At 34.1% G+C, this 20,054-nt stretch carries 15 protein-coding genes and 1 pseudogene; 5 read left to right on the top strand and 11 right to left on the bottom strand.

All coding sequences use genetic code 11. From position 1 onward, the window contains the following. Positions 1-8: 8 nt before the first annotated feature. From ABI657_RS05385 to ABI657_RS05420, 8 genes are all read right to left on the bottom strand, one after another. Complete coding sequence (locus tag ABI657_RS05385) at positions 9-875, bottom strand: phosphotransferase (protein ID WP_348096219.1); 867 nt, start codon at positions 873-875, stop codon at positions 9-11. 109 nt (positions 876-984) lie between these two features. Next, positions 985-2,589: a glycosyltransferase gene (locus tag ABI657_RS05390; protein ID WP_348096220.1), complete on the bottom strand. Its 1,605-nt coding sequence runs from the start codon at positions 2,587-2,589 to the stop codon at positions 985-987. Positions 2,590-2,633: 44 nt separating this feature from the next. Beyond that, the gene (locus tag ABI657_RS05395) at positions 2,634-3,599 is read right to left on the bottom strand and encodes a radical SAM protein (protein ID WP_348096221.1); all 966 of its coding nucleotides are present in this window, start codon (positions 3,597-3,599) and stop codon (positions 2,634-2,636) included. 126 nt (positions 3,600-3,725) lie between these two features. Beyond that, a complete protein-coding gene (locus ABI657_RS05400) occupies positions 3,726-4,892 on the bottom strand; it encodes a DUF6365 family protein (protein WP_348096222.1) in 1,167 nt (388 codons plus the stop codon). Positions 4,893-5,200: 308 nt separating this feature from the next. Next, positions 5,201-5,446, bottom strand: a complete 246-nt coding sequence (locus ABI657_RS05405) for a VIT1/CCC1 transporter family protein (protein ID WP_348096256.1) — start codon at positions 5,444-5,446, stop codon at positions 5,201-5,203. Between the two features lie 349 nt (positions 5,447-5,795). After that, positions 5,796-6,089, bottom strand: coding sequence for a hypothetical protein (locus ABI657_RS05410; protein WP_348096223.1), 294 nt, complete (start codon positions 6,087-6,089; stop codon positions 5,796-5,798). A 999-nt stretch (positions 6,090-7,088) separates the two neighbouring features. Continuing rightward, positions 7,089-7,778 carry a hypothetical protein gene (locus ABI657_RS05415; RefSeq protein ID WP_348096224.1) on the bottom strand — a complete coding sequence of 230 codons (690 nt, stop codon included), beginning with the start codon at positions 7,776-7,778 and terminating at the stop codon, positions 7,089-7,091. Next, on the bottom strand, positions 7,768-8,286 hold the full coding sequence (locus tag ABI657_RS05420) for a hypothetical protein (protein ID WP_348096225.1): 519 nt from the start codon (positions 8,284-8,286) through the stop codon (positions 7,768-7,770). Before ABI657_RS05420 ends, ABI657_RS05415 begins: the two co-directional genes overlap by 11 nt. A gap of 145 nt (positions 8,287-8,431) precedes the next feature. On the opposite strand from ABI657_RS05420, the gene ABI657_RS05425 reads away from it, so the two are divergent. Continuing rightward, positions 8,432-8,692 (top strand): hypothetical protein, encoded by a 261-nt coding sequence (locus ABI657_RS05425; protein WP_348096258.1) that lies wholly within the window; start codon positions 8,432-8,434, stop codon positions 8,690-8,692. Then, positions 8,604-9,234, top strand: a pseudogene (locus tag ABI657_RS05430) (IS6 family transposase). Before ABI657_RS05425 ends, ABI657_RS05430 begins: the two are co-directional and overlap by 89 nt. Before the next feature lie 220 nt (positions 9,235-9,454). Here the strand turns inward: ABI657_RS05430 and ABI657_RS05435 are convergent. Next, positions 9,455-10,759 (bottom strand): hypothetical protein, encoded by a 1,305-nt coding sequence (locus ABI657_RS05435; protein WP_348096226.1) that lies wholly within the window; start codon positions 10,757-10,759, stop codon positions 9,455-9,457. A gap of 437 nt (positions 10,760-11,196) precedes the next feature. Between ABI657_RS05435 and ppk1 the strand changes: the two genes are divergently transcribed. Beyond that, positions 11,197-13,215 (top strand): polyphosphate kinase 1, encoded by a 2,019-nt coding sequence (gene ppk1 / locus ABI657_RS05440; protein ID WP_348096227.1) that lies wholly within the window; start codon positions 11,197-11,199, stop codon positions 13,213-13,215. Between the two features lie 41 nt (positions 13,216-13,256). Here ppk1 and ABI657_RS05445 read toward each other — a convergent pair whose 3' ends face one another. Together ABI657_RS05445 and ABI657_RS05450 are read right to left on the bottom strand one after the other, a co-directional pair. After that, positions 13,257-13,847, bottom strand: coding sequence for a hypothetical protein (locus ABI657_RS05445; RefSeq protein WP_348096228.1), 591 nt, complete (start codon positions 13,845-13,847; stop codon positions 13,257-13,259). A 663-nt stretch (positions 13,848-14,510) separates the two neighbouring features. After that, positions 14,511-15,143 carry an RNA polymerase sigma factor gene (locus ABI657_RS05450; RefSeq protein ID WP_348096229.1) on the bottom strand — a complete coding sequence of 211 codons (633 nt, stop codon included), beginning with the start codon at positions 15,141-15,143 and terminating at the stop codon, positions 14,511-14,513. A 262-nt stretch (positions 15,144-15,405) separates the two neighbouring features. On the opposite strand from ABI657_RS05450, the gene ABI657_RS05455 reads away from it, so the two are divergent. Both ABI657_RS05455 and ABI657_RS05460 read left to right on the top strand, forming a co-directional pair. Continuing rightward, the gene (locus ABI657_RS05455; protein WP_348096230.1) at positions 15,406-16,437 is read left to right on the top strand and encodes a FecR domain-containing protein; all 1,032 of its coding nucleotides are present in this window, start codon (positions 15,406-15,408) and stop codon (positions 16,435-16,437) included. A gap of 50 nt (positions 16,438-16,487) precedes the next feature. Then, a complete protein-coding gene (locus tag ABI657_RS05460; RefSeq protein WP_348096231.1) occupies positions 16,488-19,781 on the top strand; it encodes a TonB-dependent receptor in 3,294 nt (1,097 codons plus the stop codon). The last annotated feature ends 273 nt before the right edge of the window (positions 19,782-20,054 follow it).

Below are 20,054 nucleotides of genomic sequence, written 5' to 3' on the forward strand. Positions count from 1 at the left end.
TCGCTATTTTAATCTACCAGTTTTTGCAAATCGAAACCAGTTAATACACCATTTTCCATGTTATTCAATACATATTCCTTGTATGGATGTTTGTTATCCTGGCTTAACAAGAAATAAAAAAAGAGATTGTAAAGTTCCATAAGCAGCTTTAGCAAGTCAGTATCTATAGTTGTGCTGCATTGTCTTTTATAGCCTTCAATAAAATTTTGTATGAAATACTCTGCGCGTTTATGATAATCTTTTTCGTTGGCTAAACTTAGTAGAGTTATATGAAATGTTATAGCGATGTCATACAAATAGGGTGCTCGCATGCAATTATCAAAATCAAATACATAAAGTTGGTTGTCTAAAAGATGGATGTTCGACATCGTAAGATCGCCATGTATAATACCCCATTCACTTTTAGGCAGGGGCCACGATTGTATTTGAGCCCATTTTTTTTTAACCAATTCAATAACGCTAAGCTCTTTTATTTGCAGGACTTCAGCCAGATCTAATAGTGTTTTACCATCTAATTTACGATAGTGCTGACCTTCAGTGTTGTACTGTTTGCTGAGCTTATGTAAAGAACCCATCGTTTCTCCCCAAAGTTGAATTAATCCGGCATCCCTAGTTTCATCTTTACATAAAGAAATGCCGCCAATCATTTCAAACACACAAGCAATTAGTTGCTGTCCATTTATCTGCAACTGTACTGATAGCTTATTTTCAAGCGATTTTATAACTTTTACGACAGGTGCTTTTCCTTGTAAATAATGCAAAAATTTTATTTCTCCTTCTACTGATTTCAAATCCCGGTGATGAACGGGAGTAAGCCGCAATATTGCAGACCAGTTTCCAATCGTCACGGAATAAAATTCGTGATTAGTACCCAATATTCTACTCTTTAATTTTGCATTCCAAAGAGAAGCAACCGACTTAATTTCTGCAATGGGAAGATCAAGATTCATAATGTTTTTCGGGAATATTTTCGTACTATCTTTTTTAACAGACATCTTTATAAGGAACCTGATTTATCTGTTGGAACAATGCTTTATGAGCCCCCCATTTAAGAATGAACTGTTTAAAATTTTCCTCATGGTAATCTATTCTTTGACCGTTGTGATGCAGCACACTTGTCGTGCCGGCATACATACATTTAAAGTTTCTGGCCCGCGCCTTAAGACAGAAGTCAACATCCTCAAGCTGGCCGACACCATATGTTTCATCAAACCCGTTAATGGATTTAATTACTTCTCTTTTTACAATTAAAAAAGTAGAAGGGAGCCATGGTACTTCGCCGATATATTGATATCTCCCATCATCACTTTCGTTAATGCCATCAAATATTGGTTGATGGTTTTCATTAAAATAAGGCCTTGTACTAAAAAACGTATGCTCGGCAGTTACTACCCTTGGCCCTACAAGGTCAGCATTATAGGTAGTCATAAAAGAAAGCATTTTATTTAGTGATTCTTCGTGAATAATTTCAGTTTTATAATCTATAAAGCAGATTAATAACTGCTTGGTAAGACTAAATCCATAATTGCGATTTTCGGAGCACGATTTTTTTTCATTAATTACATAAATGGAACTATCTTTTATACCCATTCTTTTCAGTGAATTGAGACACTGGTCAAGGTATTTTTGCGCGCCTGGCAATTCTTTCTCATCCGCAGCAAAGTTTATTACAAAGTCAATCATTTCCTTAGTATAAACAGATGATGATGTACGCTCATAAATAAAAGGTGGCTGAGTGTTGACTCGCCTTAATGGCAATCCAATTCTTGCTATTGATTTATCGGCGAGGCGCCTCCACATTTCATATGCACCTTTTGGCAAAAGCAAATGACTGGTACGTTTTGCGTTGAGCCTGTAGTAATACAAGACTTTGTCATACAGCTCCACCGTACCTTTTTCTTCCAGTTTTAAATAGATATCGCAATCTTCGCCAGCATAGTAAAAATCTGGGAAACCTTCCCATCCACTTGTTGATGTATATGCCTTTCGGCTAAGCAGCGTTGGTTGACAATGATTAAAAATGTCTGTGACCATTCCGTGCTGATATTTTCTTTGTTCGAAAGGAAACCAATCCGGCATATCTACCAAATCGCCATTTTCATCTATATACCTGCGCCTTGCCCTTATTATACTTGCCCAGGGTTTTAAGATAGCTTCCCGGGTAAGGTCTTCTACAATTGTCACATTCAACATATCATCATCATCAAGCGGAATAATGTAATCTTCATTTGCAATACTGCTTAAGAAATGGCGTGAGCGGGCTATGCCTTGGTTTTTCTTGAAAAATACTTTAAGTCTTGGATGGTTTAATTGATCTATTATTTGAAGGATGTGTTGAGAAAGCGCATCACCTTCATCCCATACAAGATATAAAACCCATTGATTAACTGTTTGGTTTAAGACTGAATCTATGCATGGTATAAGCCAGTCTCCCTTAAAAACTGGGACTTCGATAGAAACGGTAGGTAATTTGTTGTTTTCTGTATTAGCAATCTGAGCTTGTTGCGCTACCCATAGGTCCAACCGATGTTTGAATATTTCAATAAACGCGTAGGTTTCTTCATCAATTGTATAGGTGTTTGTTTTCATGAATTAAATAGTGCTGATTTTGCCTAACTAATGACTATTATATATTATACTTCTGCGCTGTCATGCGCTAACTTGTTTTTCAAATCGGACGGACAGAAATCACAGTCTTTGCAGAGTTTGTTATAATCCCCTTTTAAGAAACCTGATAATTTTTCAAATTGAAGCTGTTGCAAACTTTCATTAATAATATTGCCGTAATCAGTAATCCTTTGATAATCCATAGCACAAAGGCGCATCGTGCCATCGGCAGAAATGAATGCTAAATTCTTGGCAATTTTGCAAATACTGTACATCTCGGTGGAATATCTGAACAGATCTACGATTACACGCTTATCGTGTAAATAATTTGTAGCGAAAGCATCTATTTTTATCGGACTCATTCCGGGTACCAATAAGCCTGCTCTGTTATTTATGGGATGCAGCCATATTTGATCTGCCGAACTATTCAGCCAGTTTTTAACAAATGTTTCCGTTTCATGAATGTTTTGCTCACAGGCAACGAAACTGATATTTATTTTGACATCAGCGTTCAGATTCTTTTTTATTTCAAGTGCATTTTCAACGTTAGCGATAACTTGGTCGAAATTTTTCATGCCCATTACGGCTTCATGCATGGAAGCAGTGGCAGCATTGATACTGAAGTTGATTGTTTTAAGTCCGACATTTAATAACTGCCTGAATTTCTCCCCGCTCATTAAAGCACCATTACTGGTCATAGCAACTATAGCATTTGCATCAGATAGTATTTTTATAATTTGCTCAATATGCGGATGCAGTAATGATTCTCCAATACCACATAGGACAATATGTCGCTGCGGTCCTTCCATAATATTCTGCGCTAACTTTTCAACAGTATTTATAGAGATATATGATTTTGTATCCGGCATTACGGAACGCGGACAAAAACCACATGTGGCATTGCACCGAGAAGTAACCTCAAGGTCTATGATGAGTTTATCAGTATCACTTAATGTCTGGTGAATAGACGCATTTATTGGCAAATCCATCATGGTTAAAATTATTTTTATTTCAAATTGTTCTTAAATAAGTGCGGTATGCGGAATAGGTTAACTATTGGATAGTTATATCAATACCACTTTAGCAATTGTATATAGATTTTTACATAGAACAGATTTTTATGGCCTATTTTTCACAGTTTCTTTATTGCTTATAGTCCTAAAGTGATGTTCAAGTATATTTTCAACAATAGCTTTTGGTGATGGAAGGGTGTCCTTTCTTTTATTTTTCCATTTCCTGCAGCTACTAATGATATCAAGCTGTTGCTGCTTATTGAATAGCAAGTTTCGTATGGACTGCAGCACTTCGTTCCGATTCAGAATCTCAGCTTTTGCATAACATTCTTTAAGTTCAAAAAGACTTTCTAACTGCATACACACGCGTTGCATGCCGTATGGCCATACCCAAAAAGGAAAAACTTTTCCTTTAAGAAAAGAGTCATCCGACGCAGAATGGGTTTCTTTCGAATTCATAAGCAATAGTGCAGGCGTTTCCAATTTAATGGATTCCACGATGCATGAAATGTAGGAATCCGTCAGGTACAAATCTGAAGCATTCACAAGGCTCAAAAAATCATGATATGATATTGCAGGCAGTATGATTACATTACTCAGGCTTTGCCATTCGGGTATTTTTCTAGGAATTATCGTAATGATTTGTACGTTGTCGGCAGCTAAATTATAAAATATTGTAGCGAGGTATTTGAAATAGTCCGGGTAAAGTACTTCTATTGAATTAAAGCGATCTTTAGAAAGCGGGTAAAAAATTGTCTTCACTCCAGCCTTTCCTTTCCATTTCAAAATAGTTTGATCAGGATCCATAAGTGTTGATTTATTGTAAACAGACTCAGAGTAAAAATGACGTGCATTGGATGAAAGTTGCTCAATGGACAGATATCTAAGAGCGTAAATCCAACTTGGAACAGCAGAAAAAGAAATAACACTGCCGGATTGCGGCATTATATGATCAAAACCTCTCTCAAAAGGATCAAATGACATAACAGGAATGGTTACATCATCTTCATCCAATACAAATTCTCCGAATTTACAACCTATGTATCCCGGTAAGTTCCAAAAACTGTTTGTAGCAAAAATTATTGCATCCGCAGAAAATTGAACAACTGCGTCCAAAATGGTTTGTTTAATGTTTTTGCTTCTCTCAAAAAGATAATAGCTGTCCTCTTGGTTGACGTATTTAATAAATTCGGCATCAAAAACAAATCCAAAAGAATAATCTTTTCTACCCAAGTCCATTACCCAATTAAGACACAAGGCAAGATCCCCCATATTATTTTTAGATGTAACAACAAATAGAATTTTTTTGTTCATAAATATCCAGTTATTATATATGTTGCCTGTAGAGACAAAGTTTAAATCAATCTAGGAGAAAATTTCTGACAGAGATTAATATTGTAAGTTAAATTGTTTAAAGCTTAATTATGGATTCTTTTTTTTGACTTAAAATTTATACAGGTGCTTCATTTTTAAATTTGTAAAAATTAGTATTTCAATGCTTTAAAAGTAGAAAACCTTGTTTGTATTGGTACAGGTACAAATACGGTTTTTTTAAATTTTTTAATTAGGATGTATAGCTATCATTTAAGTAGCGAAGCTAAAGAAGATTTAAGAAGTATTTTATTATGGGTTTGGCAAGGTAAACTATCATTTTCTTTGATGGGAGCAAAAATTGCAACCAGTAGAGGCAGCAGGCCTCCCATAATAAATGAAACAGCCGATGCAAAGTTAGCTGCTAGGGGATTGGCCTGTGTCCCGAGTTCATCCCTGGCATGGGTTTGAAGTGCATTTTGCGCAGTTAATTCGATCGCTATCTGTTTTGCCAGTTATATCCATATGAGAAGCAACTGTTTGAGGAATTTCTGAATAATGATAGAATAATAGTAGAAGATAAGTTAAAAATATCGACAGACTAATGAGATACAGTACTTTTATTTTTTTAGCGACCATAATTTAAAATTAATTGATTGATAGGTAGGATAGAGAAACAATATAAGAGCGGCAAAAACGGAAAAGAAAAATGAAAATATGCCATGATAAATGAGAATAAAAAAATGAAATAAAATTCCAAAACAAAGAATTGTTTTGCGATATTTTACAGATGCCAGTAATCCTAAGAATAATAAAATTTCAAGTACAATAACACTATAAGTGAGCAGTGAGATAATAACTGGATTACTTAATAGTTTGTTCATGAATATTGAAATACTGGTTGGCATTCCAAAAAACACTATGGTTAAACCAATAATAAATTGCCGTACCGTTTACCCATTCAGGCACACTTAGTTTTCCTAACGAAGCATGGTAATAGATAATGGCGACCTGAATCCGTATTATCCAGATGGAAAACAAACCTATAATATTTAATGCAGAATCGTAAGGTTGTATACATTGCCAGTGGTTTTTTCTTGGATCAGTTAAGCAAAATGGTATCAATAGAAAGCTTAATATAGAGGCAATTTGATCCACTCCGTCTATTATTGATGAAAAATAAAGAAAACTGATGCAAATCCACCAATGCAGTAATGAAGTTATTTTTATGAAATATTAAGTACAGACCGTCATATCACCCAGGCTACAAAAGCGAAATTGAATTAAACCCTACTAGGTTATATCTATAAAAGTGAGATAGCCTCTTTTTTATACTAATAATTTTACCTGGTAATAATCTTTAAAAGAGAAAAGTCAGATAATAGAAGTGTTTTTTGTAATTTTTTTGTCGCGGTATGCCATAATTTTAAAAATAAAGATTATTTTTGTTTATGAATTATAATGTTCAATGACAGGTTGTTGAGGTCTCTTGCAGGGACTTTTTTAAGACGTGAAAGCATGAAAATGAAAACTGTGGCAGAATCGTGGCACTCTAGATTTTTAAAATTAAAATATAAGCGTTTACAAGGCTTTCGGATGTTAGGTTCGAATCCTTCTGGGATCACTCAAGAGGGTAATCGTAACTGATTATCCTCTTTTTGTTTTACGATATTTAGTTTTTAAAATTGATGCTTTTTCTGTGGCAAAACAGTGGTAAAGTCGATTTTATAAAATCAAAATATAAGCGTTTACAAGGCTTCAGCCCATATAGTTCGAATCCTTCTGCTATTCGAACCTCAGAAGAGAAGAGTTTTATTTTAATAAATTAAGTACCATGTGAAGAGTTACGCGTCACGATTCTGCCACAAAATTTGAAATGGTAAATTATTTGTAAATTCGTCTTAGCTTTTTGTGGCAGAAAAGGTAGTATCCATTCCATTACTGCTGTGCCACAAATTTTAAACTGTCAAATTTTAATATGTAACTTATTGTTTAGTAATGTGTTATAATTCGTAATTAATTGCATGACAAAAATACACTTTTTTATGAAAAAAGAAAAGATTAATGAAAATTTATAAACAAATTCACACAAAAACTCCTTAGTTTTATGTGATAAAATGTATCAAGTCTTGTAAAAAAATCTTTTGAAGGTTTTATTTACACAATTATTGCATTTAGTTTTTCAATTAGTAGTGGATACCGGTCGTCAACAACTAGCGGATGAATATGCATTGATAAGATCTCATGACTTTGTCGGTGTTTCAGCAATTGGGTTATTTCATTTATTAAATATGTTTTTACATTTTCATCAGCATTTAAAATTTCCTGGACAATTGTCGTCCTGTTATCCAATAAATAAATTATATCTTCGAAATCGTGGCTGCCGGGATAATCACAGTTACCTCTGTCTTTAAATGCATCAAACTTTGTTGCTAAAAAATATGGTGCGGTAAATATGCGTATTACTAATTGGTTTTCAAGTTCAATTTTCTCTAGATTGTCAAAACCAGGTTTATACCATTGATTTGAAACTCCAACTGCACTGTCATCAGCTGGCATAATGTCTACAGCTATACCATTATAGAAGTAAGTGATTATGGAGTGACCTTGGTGATCTGGGGAAAAACCTAAGTCGAGTAATCTTTGTTGTACTGCAGTTAACTCACTGTAGCTAGCGATATCAATTGTCATATCTATGTCAGTGGTTGGTCGAATTTCATCGGCTGCAGGGTCATCAGTGTATAAACTTATAACTGCTCCTCCTATAAAAACTACTTTTTCGCGTAGTTCCTTTAGTCCGTCGGCAACTTTGCCGACAACATCTATGTTAATTATTTTATTGTTCATTTAAAATTCTTATTCTTAATTCATGTTTAGCTATTTCTTTTTCTCTTGTACGTCCAACACGCAGTGCATCAACCAATGCCATATATTCATAAAAGAGTTCGTCTTTTTGTGATGCCTCTATAATGGTCGAATATAAAGGTTCGATCGCTTGACCTCTTACTGTTCCCCTTGCGTATGGCCAGACATAATTTTCTACACTGTTTATATATTTATTTAATGGAGGTGCTGAATGAGCCGTTGGTATTCCTCGCACTATCGGCCCTGGTTGTTGTGGGAATACATACTGAATGCCATGCATCAAAAACTCTGTAAATGCATATCTGTTCACTTTTTTCTTTGTACTATCAATTAATCCCGAATATTTGCATCTGTTTAATGACTGGCTAATCTCCGACTGGCTCATGTGTAAATCGGAGGCAAGTGATTCTTGGTGCCATTCACGATTTTCAATTGCTATTATTTTCAGTAGGATAACTACATCCTGGGGTTTTAAATTATTTTTCACCATTTCATTCTTAATTTAATTCTAATATCGCATATTGCGATATGCAATATTAGTAATTTTTACATTGATATATAATAATTTATTTATAAATATCGCATATCGCAATATGCGATAATTTAGAAAATGATGCAAAAAATATTTTCTTGTTTTGAAAAGTGCGAAAGAAAGTTTATATAAACTCATTTTGAAAATATGTACTGTAATATTTACTGCTTTGGCGGTAAAAAAGGGCTTTGTCGCATCTATGTCTAACTTCTTATCTTTAGAGATTCAAAAAAATATAGATGAATACCAAATATCATTGTTATCCCAAAGCTATTATTCTTCAGACCGTTTATTTCAAATTGAGATTTACATTGAGTTACAGGGATGTGGAGGAAATAATGAAAATGAGTGGAATAGCGGTTGACCATGCTACGATTCAACGCTGGGTATTTAAATTTACTCCCATGATTGAGTCTCAGATGAAAAAGAGAAAGAATAGAGTAGGAGTGAGCTGGAGGATGGATGAAACCTATATAAAAGTTAAAGGTATCTGGTGTTATTTATATAGGGCTGTTGATAAATCAGGTAACACAGTAGATTTTCTTCTGACCAGAAGAAGGCAGAGGATGAGTGCTCAGTCTTTTCTAATTAAGGCAATTAATAATAACTGCCGGCCAAGGGTAATAAATATAGACAAAAGCGGCTCGAACACCAGTGTAATAAGAGTTTATAACAAACGCTCTTTTTCGAATATAAAGATTCGGCAATGTAAGTATTTGAATAATATAGTTGAACAGGATCATCGATTCATAAAATGGAGGATACAAAAACGGATTAGGATTCAAAAGTTTTAAATCTGCCAAACGAACATTGAATGGAATTGAAGTGGTGCATATGCTTAGGAAGAATCAGATGATTAGTCCAGGGATAAGTATGTTTAAATCATTTTGTAAATTAGCGGCATAATTTTAACTCTGCGACTTCTTTCTGTTTTTATATGGCAGATGCGACAGAACCTCAGTCATTACATATTTGTATTTGTTACGAATATGCAAATTTTACTTGGTGTAAAAAAGTAGTTTTTTTAGCAAAAATTAATAAAAATAAAAAAAAAGGATACGCAAACAAGGATATAGTTTAGTTTTCTAAATATCTTCGTTTACGTATCCAAAATGCAATATAGTATTTATATAGCGCTAATCTTCAAAGAACTAGCTTTGTCATTGAAGCTGCCTAAACAACCATTATTTCCTGTTACAACCACAGATTCTCCTCCAAAAATATCATTTTGATACATCGTAATTTTATACCCATTTTCTAAACGAACAGATGATAAATCATCATTTACAATACCATACGATTTTAACTGAGCTAATGTATAATTACCGGCGGGCAAAGCAATTGCATAACCAGTATAGTTACAATTTTGGTAGAGTGTTACTATACCACCGGCAGATGGATTATATTTATTATCTGTATATATCCGTGAAAAATTGCCCACACCATCAAAATAATTATCTGCTAATTTTGCAGGATCCGTTGCAAATTCTCCACCTTGTACAATTGCATCATTTCCATCATTCCATGCCCATGGAGCGTTGGCACCACCGGTTTTAAAATCATTTCCTGTAAATCCTCCAGCTGGACTAGAAAACAATTGGGTATTAAATCGCTGATCCCATAATCCTGAGCTTTCAAAAATATCGACAAGTTTGTACTCTACATAATTGTCATAATTATCAGCTGGTATTTCTGCAGTTCCGCTTGCAGAAGGGTAATAGATAATTCCATCTCCATCGATATTGTGCTGAGGCCATGCTTTAAGACTATGCCCCTTAGCATCTTGCGCAGTAACGGGATGTAATTCACCGTTGTAATCTCTCATTTGCAGTGTCCCATCAATACTTTCTAATCCGTTTATAAAAGAACTGCCGGATGGTACGTATGAAAAAAAGTCGGAGTGGCTTACTGTAACTACTCCTTTTAAAACACCATAAGAAGAACCATTTTTTTCTACAACCATTAATACGCCTTCTAAATCATTTTCATGTTGGTCTAATGAATATAAAAGCGGATTATCTGTCCAATCTCTTGGAGAAAAGAAAGCATAAATAATAAACCAATGCGTTTTCGATTCTACAACAGAATAGTAACAATGTGCAGCCAAAGAATTGGCAAAAGCAGAAAGATTATTCCAGTTATTTTCACCATTCCAGTCATTGTCATAATTAATAGCAGTGAGGTAATCTGATTTTCCTCCTTCGGCATAAGTTCCTGTCGCATCTACATCTTTATAATGAATCGGTGCCCATCTTCGTGCCAAATCAGAACTTGCTGCTGAACTCATTTTTTTGAAATTTTGTTGCTCTTTTGTTACTGCTGTAGTAGTTTCTACTTCCTCCAATGTTGCATCCTGACAGGAGAATGTAATTACAGATAACATCATAATTAAGACGTTGCTTAATACTTTCTTTCGATTCTGTTTTTTCATAATTCTAGTTTTAATTTGTTTATAACCTATTTAAAATTCTATGATCTTGATAAATTATGTAATGGCAACAACCCACTGATAAAAAAAGCATCAGTGTTTTTTAAATTATAATTCTTACTATATAGAAGTACGATAAAACAGAAATCGTACTATCCAGGCAATATTATAATACTGTTAACAAAAAGTTAATAGGATTAGGATTATATGTTGTTTTATGAATTTAGGAAAACAGTGATGTTTATTTAGCAGGTATTTCAATGTATGGTGTATGAAGAAGTTGTGACAGAGAGTGACCAGATATTGAGATGTGTTAACGATAAATTAAATTATAGTTAACACCTTGCATATATTATATTTTAAGATCATTATTGCTAAATTTTAAAGTGTTTAATAAATATCAACCAATTTATTCCCTAATAATAAGTATCTCATTATACGTGCAAAACTATCTTATACCTTCAGAAATTTCGTGGCTATCTTTTAATAACTGTATTTTGGATGAAGCAGATGATGTAAACAATTCCATATACGAAAGAATTAAGTTTTTAGCTATTCATTCTTCTAATTTAGATGAGTTTTTCAGAGTAAAAATCAGAAAGCTGCTGATTAAAAATTCAAAAAAAAATAAAGATTTACTCGATAAAATTCTAACCGAAGTAAATCTCCAGCAAAATAGATTTGGAGCAATTTGGAATAGGTCGATACTGTCTGAATTAGAGGCTAATAATATTGTATATTATGAAAATCAGGAGCTTTTAAACGAACATCTGCATGAGATCGAATATTATTTTAAAAGTATTATTTTGTCTTATATTCAGGTGATTTATATTTCGTTAAACCTGCCTAAAACTTACTTCTTAAATAATCGGAGTTTATACTTTCTGGTAAAATTAAAATGTAGCTCAGGTAACTACAATTATGCTTACCTGAATATTCCTTCGGATAAGCTGGATCGCTATAAGCAATTGCAAAGTCAGGGAGATACACATTATCTTATTTCGATTGATACAATAATAAGGAATTGCTTATCTCTTATATTTCCTTCAAGAAAAGTTGTTTCCTGTCATGCTATAAAATTAAACAGGGATGAAAATTATTTGATCGAAGATGAAAGCTCAGGAGATTTAATAGCTAAAATTGAAGTAAAAATAGAAGAACGCAAAAGGGGTTCTTCGACTAGATTTCTGTATGATTCTACTATGGATTCTGAAACAATTTCGGTATGTAAAAAATCATTTCACCTTAAAAAAGATGAAATGATAAAAGGAGGAACTCATCATAATTTCTATGATTTATTTAAGTTTCCAAATCCTGTCAAACGAAATCTTCAGGGAGAAAATTATCCGGGTCTCAAACATATGCCTTTTGAAAGCAACAGGTCATTTTTTGAAATAATTGACAAACAAAATCAATTGCTTCACTTTCCTTATCAATCCTATTATTATGTACTTCAGTTTTTTAATCAGGCAGCAATTAATAGAAATGTTCTTGAGATAAAAATTACTTTATACCGTATTTCATCACAATCGCTAATTGCAAATGCTTTAATAAGTGCCGCTAAAAATGGAAAAAAAGTCACGGTTTTTGTTGAGGTTAAAGCGCGTTTTGATGAGTATAATAATTTATTCTGGTCTCAGGAAATGAAGAACGCCGGTATAAAAATCATTCAAAGCATGCCAAATTTAAAGGTTCATGCCAAAGTTGCCATGGTAACAACGAAAGATAAATATGGAAATAAAAAACATTACAGTTATTTATCAACTGGAAACTTTAATGAAAGTACAGCAAATGTTTACTCAGATTTTGGATTTTTTACCTCAGAAAAAAAATATGCAGAAGATTTAAAAAAGGTCTTTACATTTTTAAAAACCAAGAAAAAAGCAGACGCTCCAAAAGATATTCTGGCGGCAGGCTTTAATATGAAAGATAAATTAATAGAATTTATAGATCAGGAAATCAAAAATAAAAAAGCAGGAAAAGAAGCTGCTGTATTTTTAAAGGTAAATGGTATTGATGAGAAAGATATTATTAACAAACTTATTGAAGCAAGCAATGCAGGTGTCGATGTAACATTGATTGTAAGAGGGATTTGCACGCTGTTACCAGGGATTAAAAATGTAAGCGGGAATATAAAAATTTACAGAATTGTAGATATGTTTTTAGAACATTCGAGAATATATAAATTCGCGAATAATGGCCAAGAAAAAATCTATTTATCATCTGCAGATATGTTAAGCCGAAATTTAAACAGAAGAATTGAAGTTGCTTTTCCGTTGTATGACGAAAAACACATTGCCGAAATTAATACCATCATTCAGCTTCAATTAGAAGACAATACAAAAAAGAGAATCATAAACTGTGAAGGCAATAATGAGTTGGAAATTTTAGATGCAGATGTTCCAAGACGTGCGCAGACCGAAATTTATGACTGGATTGCTGAGACCAATAAAGAATAATATTTTATATTAGAATTTGTAATTTAATTTCGACCACAGTATTAGTTTGGCAACAGCATTCCATCGCTTTTCAGTTTTTTAAATTTATTATTTTGAAGTCTGATTTTTTTTATTTGACGCAGACATTCATTAACAAGAATTTTTATATCAACATAAGGGACATTATGAATTGAAATTATGGAATTTTTCATCCTTTCTATATAGTGTCCTGCGTCAATTAAATCTGTTTCTAGATTTTGTAAAATAGTAGTTTCTAGATTTTTATTTTTCTTGTAATAATAAATGCAAGTAGTAAGATCCTCAATTTGACCCTTTAAGTCAGATATTGCTTTTTTTGAAATAGCACGTCTGTAATAATTCGAAAACTCCAATGGATTATCTTCAATCAATTTGTCAAAATCTTCAATTGCTTCAGAATGTTTATTTAATTTTTGAAGACACCTTGCTCTCAATTTAAAAATGGTTACATCTGATCCGGAAGCTATCGCATTATCAAAATATAACAATGCTTCACTAAATTTGTTTGACAAATAGAGCTTTTTACCTCTTTGTAATTTTAGCACTTCCTGTTTTGTATTGGAACTGACAGACGTACTCTTAAATTTTATTCTTAAGTTTTTAAACCATTTCATATTCTAAACTTTAGGTGGTTAGGTTTTTATAAAATTTAAAGAATATTTGGGGAATTTAAATTTAGTATATTTTTTTAATCTATAATCTCTGCACAGAGTTAAATTTTTAATTTGTTGATAACTAATCGATTAAAAGGATCCTGTCGATTTAAATGGCGGTAATAGTTAAATTTAGTAAATGTGAATTTTGGTATATTTTTTATGATGTTAAAATTATTTTAGACAAAAATTTATCTGTAGTAGCCTTATTGTCTTATTGTAAAGCTTAACATCGCAAAGTTTTCCCGACTCCACCTGGATATCATTATTAACGAAGCAATCGAGTATTGTGAGATTTTAAAAATGATATATGTGAAATAGATTCTTGGATAGCTTAATAGAAAACAGATAACAGCTCTAAATCCTTTATGAAAAAAAATCCGGGCTGCCCGAAGTTTCAATAATTGAAGAACTGTAATGTCGGCTCTTGGACTTCATGGACGCGTCTAGATGTTAAAACAGTTGTAATAAACACGATTGACAAAGTATTGCAGATCGGTTTTTCGAATTACCTTTTTCTATTAAAACTAGTTTGTGAATTATCTGGAGTTGTTCAATTTGTCGAATGAACTGATTTTTTACAAATGCTACAGGAAGATATATCTTTTTTTTGGGACTTAAAAATCAGTCATTAAATAAACTTAGCAAAACAAGCAGACTCAATAGTGTTTTGGAATCCGCTATAATAACTTCATCCGAGAGCATATCTTTTACCTTAGACCGAACAGCCGTAAGTGCAACATAAGTTCGGTTATAAACCGTTTTTTCATCAACATCAAAGTAGGAAGCCGTTTCCTTAATTGAATGCTGTTGCTCCCAGCGGTACACGAATATTTCGCGGGTCAACTTTGGCAGACTTTCCAAAATTTCATCAATCAATGTATGGATTTCTTTTTCTTCTATTTCCTCAAGGATATGGGTGTAGGCTAGTGTATATTCAATATTGTTAATTTGTTTCTCTGAATCCATTGCCTTTTCTTTTTGGTTGGGGTTTCGCAGATAATCTAAAATGCGATAAGTGTAAAAGGAAAGAAGAAAATTTTTGGCAGAACCCGCATCATTTGTTCTTATGTTTTGAGGCTTCAGCCAAAGATTAGACCAAAAATCTTGTCCTACATCATTAGAGGCATCGGTATTTCCAATCCGATTTAAAGCAAATTTGTATAAAATGAAAGAATACCTCTTATAAAATTCATTAAAAGCTTTTTCATCCCTGTCGGCAATAGCTTCCAAAAGCTCTTTGTCAGACTTTTCCATAATAAATGAAGTTTTTTACAAATGTATTTTTTAAATTATCAGCTAGGGTTATCGAATTATTATTTTTTTTAGTATTCAAAATTTTAATAAAAATAATTAATTCAAACCATTTAATACTGCCTAATGTTCAAGTAATGAAAGGAGTAATGTTTTGATAACAAACTCTTAATAAATACTTAATGCTGTTTTCCAAGAAAAAAGGCCTTTTCCATACGGTCATACATAGAAGCAATTACTGATTCACCGGGAATTAATAAATTTTATGAAAAAAGATAAAAAATATTTCGAAGACAATCAATCCGCAAAGCTATGGGTTGTTGAATTATTTGCCCGCTATTTTGACGGCAAGGCAACCGACAAGGAAAAAAAGGCAATAGAAAACTGGAACTCCGAAGCAGGAAAGACAACTTATAAAGCGACTGTCGAAGAGATTGAAAAAGGCTGTGAAAAAGTGTGGCAAAGTTTGTCAGTTGAATTTGGTTTTGGGTTAACCCAGGAAAAGCCAACGGTTGCCAGAAAATCAAAAGTAATACAATTGTATAATTATGCCAAGTATGCTGTTGCAATAGTCGTAATCGCTTTAGGAATAGGATTTTATTTTTATAATGACCAAATAAGTCATGTTAGCACACAGCCTGTTCAAATTACAATGGATTATTTTGAATCTGGTGCAGGAGAAAAAAAACAGATGACATTACCGGACGGTTCAGTAGTGTACCTGAATGCTGATACCCGTATTGGAATTGCAACGGCTTATTTTAATAAAGAGAAAAGGGAAATATGGCTTGAAGAAGGAGAAGCTTTTTTTGAAATTGCCAAAAACCCCGAAAAACCTTTTATCATTCATAGTATAGGTTTGCAAACTACCGTATTAGGAACTTCATTCAACATCAGAGCCTATAAAGAATTAGACGAAAGTTCTGTATCGGTACGAGATGGAAAAGTACAAGTGATGCATCAGGGCAATTTGTTAGGCATATTCACTAAAAACCAACAAATTACATTTAACAAGACAACTGGAAGTACTGTAAAAAGTGAAGTCAACTGGGAAGATGCCGCATCCTGGATTGAAAACCGACTGGTAATGAACGGTGCCAATGCTAAAGAGTTCAAACTGCGATTAAAACAACATTTCAATGTATCCGTTGAAATTAAAAACAATAAACTCGACGGAAAATTACTCAGTTGCTCTTTCCCCAGCGATGTTAGTCTGAAAGAAGTTATGCAAGGTATTAGCTTATTGTATAACATTAAGTATGACCTCAGCCAGTCAGGCAAATTAATTATCTATTAAAATTTCGAAACCATAAAAACATAAAATTAGCAAAAATCAATAAATATACAATGTACAAACGTCACCTTATAGTGGTCATACTACTACAAATTTTTACAATTAGCACTTTACAGGCACAGGCACAAACCCTAAATAAAGAATTTCCTGCTGAAACATTAGACAAGCGACTTACAAAAATGACACAAGAAAGCAAAATAAATATCCTTTTTGATTTGAATGTGGTAAAAGGAGTAAATATATCTGCCTACAAAGCAAAAAATCAAACATGGGAACAAATTTTACAGTCCACTTTATCCTCAACAAACTTCACCTTCAAAAAAAGTGGGAGTTCCTATATTATTGTCAAAAAGGGAATACCCGTAAAAAAGCTGCAGCCGGGAAGCATTAAAGGAACTGTTACAGACATTCAAGGGGTACCGCTTCCCGGCGCAACCCTACAAATAACAGGAGTAACAAACCTAACAACTATATCTGGTAATGATGGTACTTATTCATTTTCATTACAATCTGGCACATATACCCTGGAAGCAAGGTATATTTCGTTTCAAACACAACGAATTACCAATCTGGTGGTAACCGAAAATAACACAACCTCTTTAAACATTGCCTTAAAAGACAACTCTGACCAATCTTTAAGTGAAGTAGTAGTAACCAGCACTTACAAAAAGACAGCTGCCTCTACAGATGGATTATTTAGACAGCAACAAAAAGCAGCTCAAATGAGCGATGGTATTTCTGCTGAGCAAATAGCAAAAACACCTGATAGTGATGTGGCAGCTTCACTAAAACGTATTACGGGAGTAACAACAATAGCGGACAAATTTGTGGTGGTACGCTCCCTGGGAGAGCGATGGAATACGGCGGTAATGGACGGAATAGTATTGCCGAGTACGGATTACAACAACCAATTCTCTTTCGATATAATTCCAACGGCAATGGTAGAAAGCGTGGTGGTAAGCAAAACAGCTACACCTGATATGAATGCCAGTTTTGCTGGCGGTTACATAGAAATAAAAACAAAAGACATTCCGAATAAAGATTTTTTCTCTTTCAATTGGGGGTCTTCCTATAATACCCAATCTACCTTTAAGCCATTCCTTTCCCGACAACAAGGCAAAAACGATTATTTTGGATATGATGATGGTACAAGAGATTTTCCGAAAGGACTTGAATATTCAGATTTTAATACCGGGAATTTCTTTGAGCAATCCAAACGATTTACTAATGATAATTTTACCACATACAAAACTACAGGTGACCCCGGGTCGAGTTTTCAATTGGCTTTTGGTAAAAAGTTCGAGTTAAAAAATAATAACAAATGGGGCTTTGCCGGAGCAGTAAGTACTAAATACGAACAAACCATTTTAGATATAGACCATACTGGGCGTTCGAGCTGGATCTTTAATGCCCGTCGAGCAGATGATACTACTCCAACACGTTTTTTTGATTTCAAAAACGAGGGAGCCAATTACACAACTAGTTCAACTGTGGCTGGAATGCTAAATTTTGGGCTACAGTTGGGAACAAACAGGTTTTCTTTCCGTAATTCCTACACCCATACAGCAGATATTAGCCTTACACAGATAACGGGTTGGAATCAATACAGCGGTACCGGAGATCCTGGTTCTGCCGAAGGGGCATACAATTATTTTTATAATGGAGTATTATCGGAAGGGGCAAGTAGCGCAGATATAGAATTCCCCAGAACAGCCCAATACAATTACCCTGTGTACCAGCAATTGTTGCAGAATAAACTGGAAGGAAATCATAAACTGGGAAATACGATAGATTTGAACTGGTTTGCAGCACGCACAGCAGTTGAATATGATATGAAAGACTTCACATCCAATCTAAAGTATTACAGAATGTCTGGAGACGAAATGTATGCTCATTATTTTATCTATAATGCGAGTTCAGGGATTATCAGAAAAAATATTGACAGCGATTCACAGGATTATAATTTCGGGGCAAATATCACTTTGCAATTCAATAAAGAGCATTTTAAAAATACCATTAAGGCAGGATATTTTGGTGCTTTGAGAGAGAATACGAACCAACAGACTTCTGCAAGCTTGAAAGCAGATGAAAATCGTCCCAATCTTCCTGCTTCCGAAAGAAATATCTTATACTTTAGTTCGTTAACCGAACTGCTCGATGGCACCCATTATGAGCCAGGACAAGTAGGTTGGTCTGTACTAGATTATTATGGCGAAAAATACCACGGGAAAGTTAGCCAGCACGCTCCTTTCCTGATGTTTGATCAGCGTATAAATACCAAATGGAGACTGGTATGGGGGGCAAGGGCAGAATACTACAAATACGAAGTGCTGCAAACGCAACGGGAGAATGCTGTAGAGGATGGCTTTGATGAGAAGCAGTTAGACGACAAACTGTGGGAGTTTTTGCCATCGGCAAATTTCACCTATAGCCCCACTACCAAAATAAATTTTAGATTGGCATATAGCCGAGCCGTGATTCGACCGTCGTTTCAGGAACGCACTGCTATTCCTTTTTATGATCCCATTTCTTCGGGAACAGTAATTAATGCCTACGGTGTACTATCTACTATCGTGGATAATTATGATTTTAAGTGGGAATGGTTTCCGGGACTCGGCGAGATACTCTCTTTTGGAGTTTACCATAAGAAATTTATAAAACCTATTGAACGTGTCGGTTATAGCACTGCTGAAGGAAATCTACAGTTGTATGTAGGGAATTCTAATCAAGCAGTTTTAACTGGTTTTGAAGCCGAATTACGAAAAAGCCTGGGTTTTATAGCACAAAGCCCTTTTTGGAACAAATTTTTTGTGAGTGCCAACTTTACCTTTAACGATACTAAAGTTACAGGATATAAAGTCATATTGGGGAACGACGGCAAAACAGATGCCCCAACTTATAAGGCCAATAGACCCTTGTATGGGCAAACGCCCTGGGCATACAATCTGGGATTTGCTTATGATGGGGAACGCCTTGGGCTCAATATTGTTCAGAATGCCAAAGGTGACCAATATATTACGGTAGGTTATGATTATGAAGATGAAGAAATTCAGCGGCCATACAGCACTACCGATGCACAATTGAGTTATCGTTTCCTGAAAGATAAAAACTTTCAGGTAAAATTTAATATAAAAAACCTATTTAATACACCAATAGAGACCTATAACAATTATCTGAGCTATAAGACCGACAATCCTAATTGGGGTCAGGAAGGTAATACGGCGATAAGAGATCGATACATACTATCACCCGGAACATCAAAAAAATACGATGAAGATACAGACGAGCTAATGTTCAGGGCTTACAGAGGAACAACTTTTAGTTTAAATATGAATTATAGTTTTTAGAAGGATCGAATTTGCCCTTGTACACCTGAAACTGCTTCAGATGAATACAAAGACGGCATTTATTTTGGGTATAGACCCGTAAGAAAAGAGAATAACAATGAAAATTTATAATTAGCATAATGCGCCATTGTACAGGTTTTTCCGCATCCTGACGGGCTGTAATCTAAAAGTTTATCGGTGCGTGCACCATCGGTAGCCCCAAGGGTACAGTAGAAAAAACGGAACCTTACCAGAATCGCTCATGCTGGTAATGGAAAAAGGAAGAGACGCTTT

The sequence above is a fragment of the Flavobacterium sp. genome, from assembly GCF_039930565.1.
GTDB lineage: Bacteria > Bacteroidota > Bacteroidia > Flavobacteriales > Flavobacteriaceae > Flavobacterium.

Excerpts from the sequence above, each read along its gene's own strand:
- ABI657_RS05390 (WP_348096220.1), bottom strand. The coding sequence starts at position 2,589 with ATGAAAACAAACACCTATACAATTGATGAAGAAACCTACGCGTTTATT.
- ABI657_RS05395 (WP_348096221.1), bottom strand. The coding sequence starts at position 3,599 with ATGATGGATTTGCCAATAAATGCGTCTATTCACCAGACATTAAGTGAT.
- ABI657_RS05400 (WP_348096222.1), bottom strand. The coding sequence starts at position 4,892 with ATGGGGGATCTTGCCTTGTGTCTTAATTGGGTAATGGACTTGGGTAGA.
- ABI657_RS05415 (WP_348096224.1), bottom strand. The coding sequence starts at position 7,778 with ATGAACAATAAAATAATTAACATAGATGTTGTCGGCAAAGTTGCCGAC.
- ABI657_RS05420 (WP_348096225.1), bottom strand. The coding sequence starts at position 8,286 with ATGGTGAAAAATAATTTAAAACCCCAGGATGTAGTTATCCTACTGAAA.
- ABI657_RS05435 (WP_348096226.1), bottom strand. The coding sequence starts at position 10,759 with ATGAAAAAACAGAATCGAAAGAAAGTATTAAGCAACGTCTTAATTATG.
- ABI657_RS05445 (WP_348096228.1), bottom strand. The coding sequence starts at position 13,847 with ATGAAATGGTTTAAAAACTTAAGAATAAAATTTAAGAGTACGTCTGTC.
- ABI657_RS05450 (WP_348096229.1), bottom strand. The coding sequence starts at position 15,143 with ATGGAAAAGTCTGACAAAGAGCTTTTGGAAGCTATTGCCGACAGGGAT.
- ABI657_RS05455 (WP_348096230.1), top strand. The coding sequence starts at position 15,406 with ATGAAAAAAGATAAAAAATATTTCGAAGACAATCAATCCGCAAAGCTA.
- ABI657_RS05460 (WP_348096231.1), top strand. The coding sequence starts at position 16,488 with ATGTACAAACGTCACCTTATAGTGGTCATACTACTACAAATTTTTACA.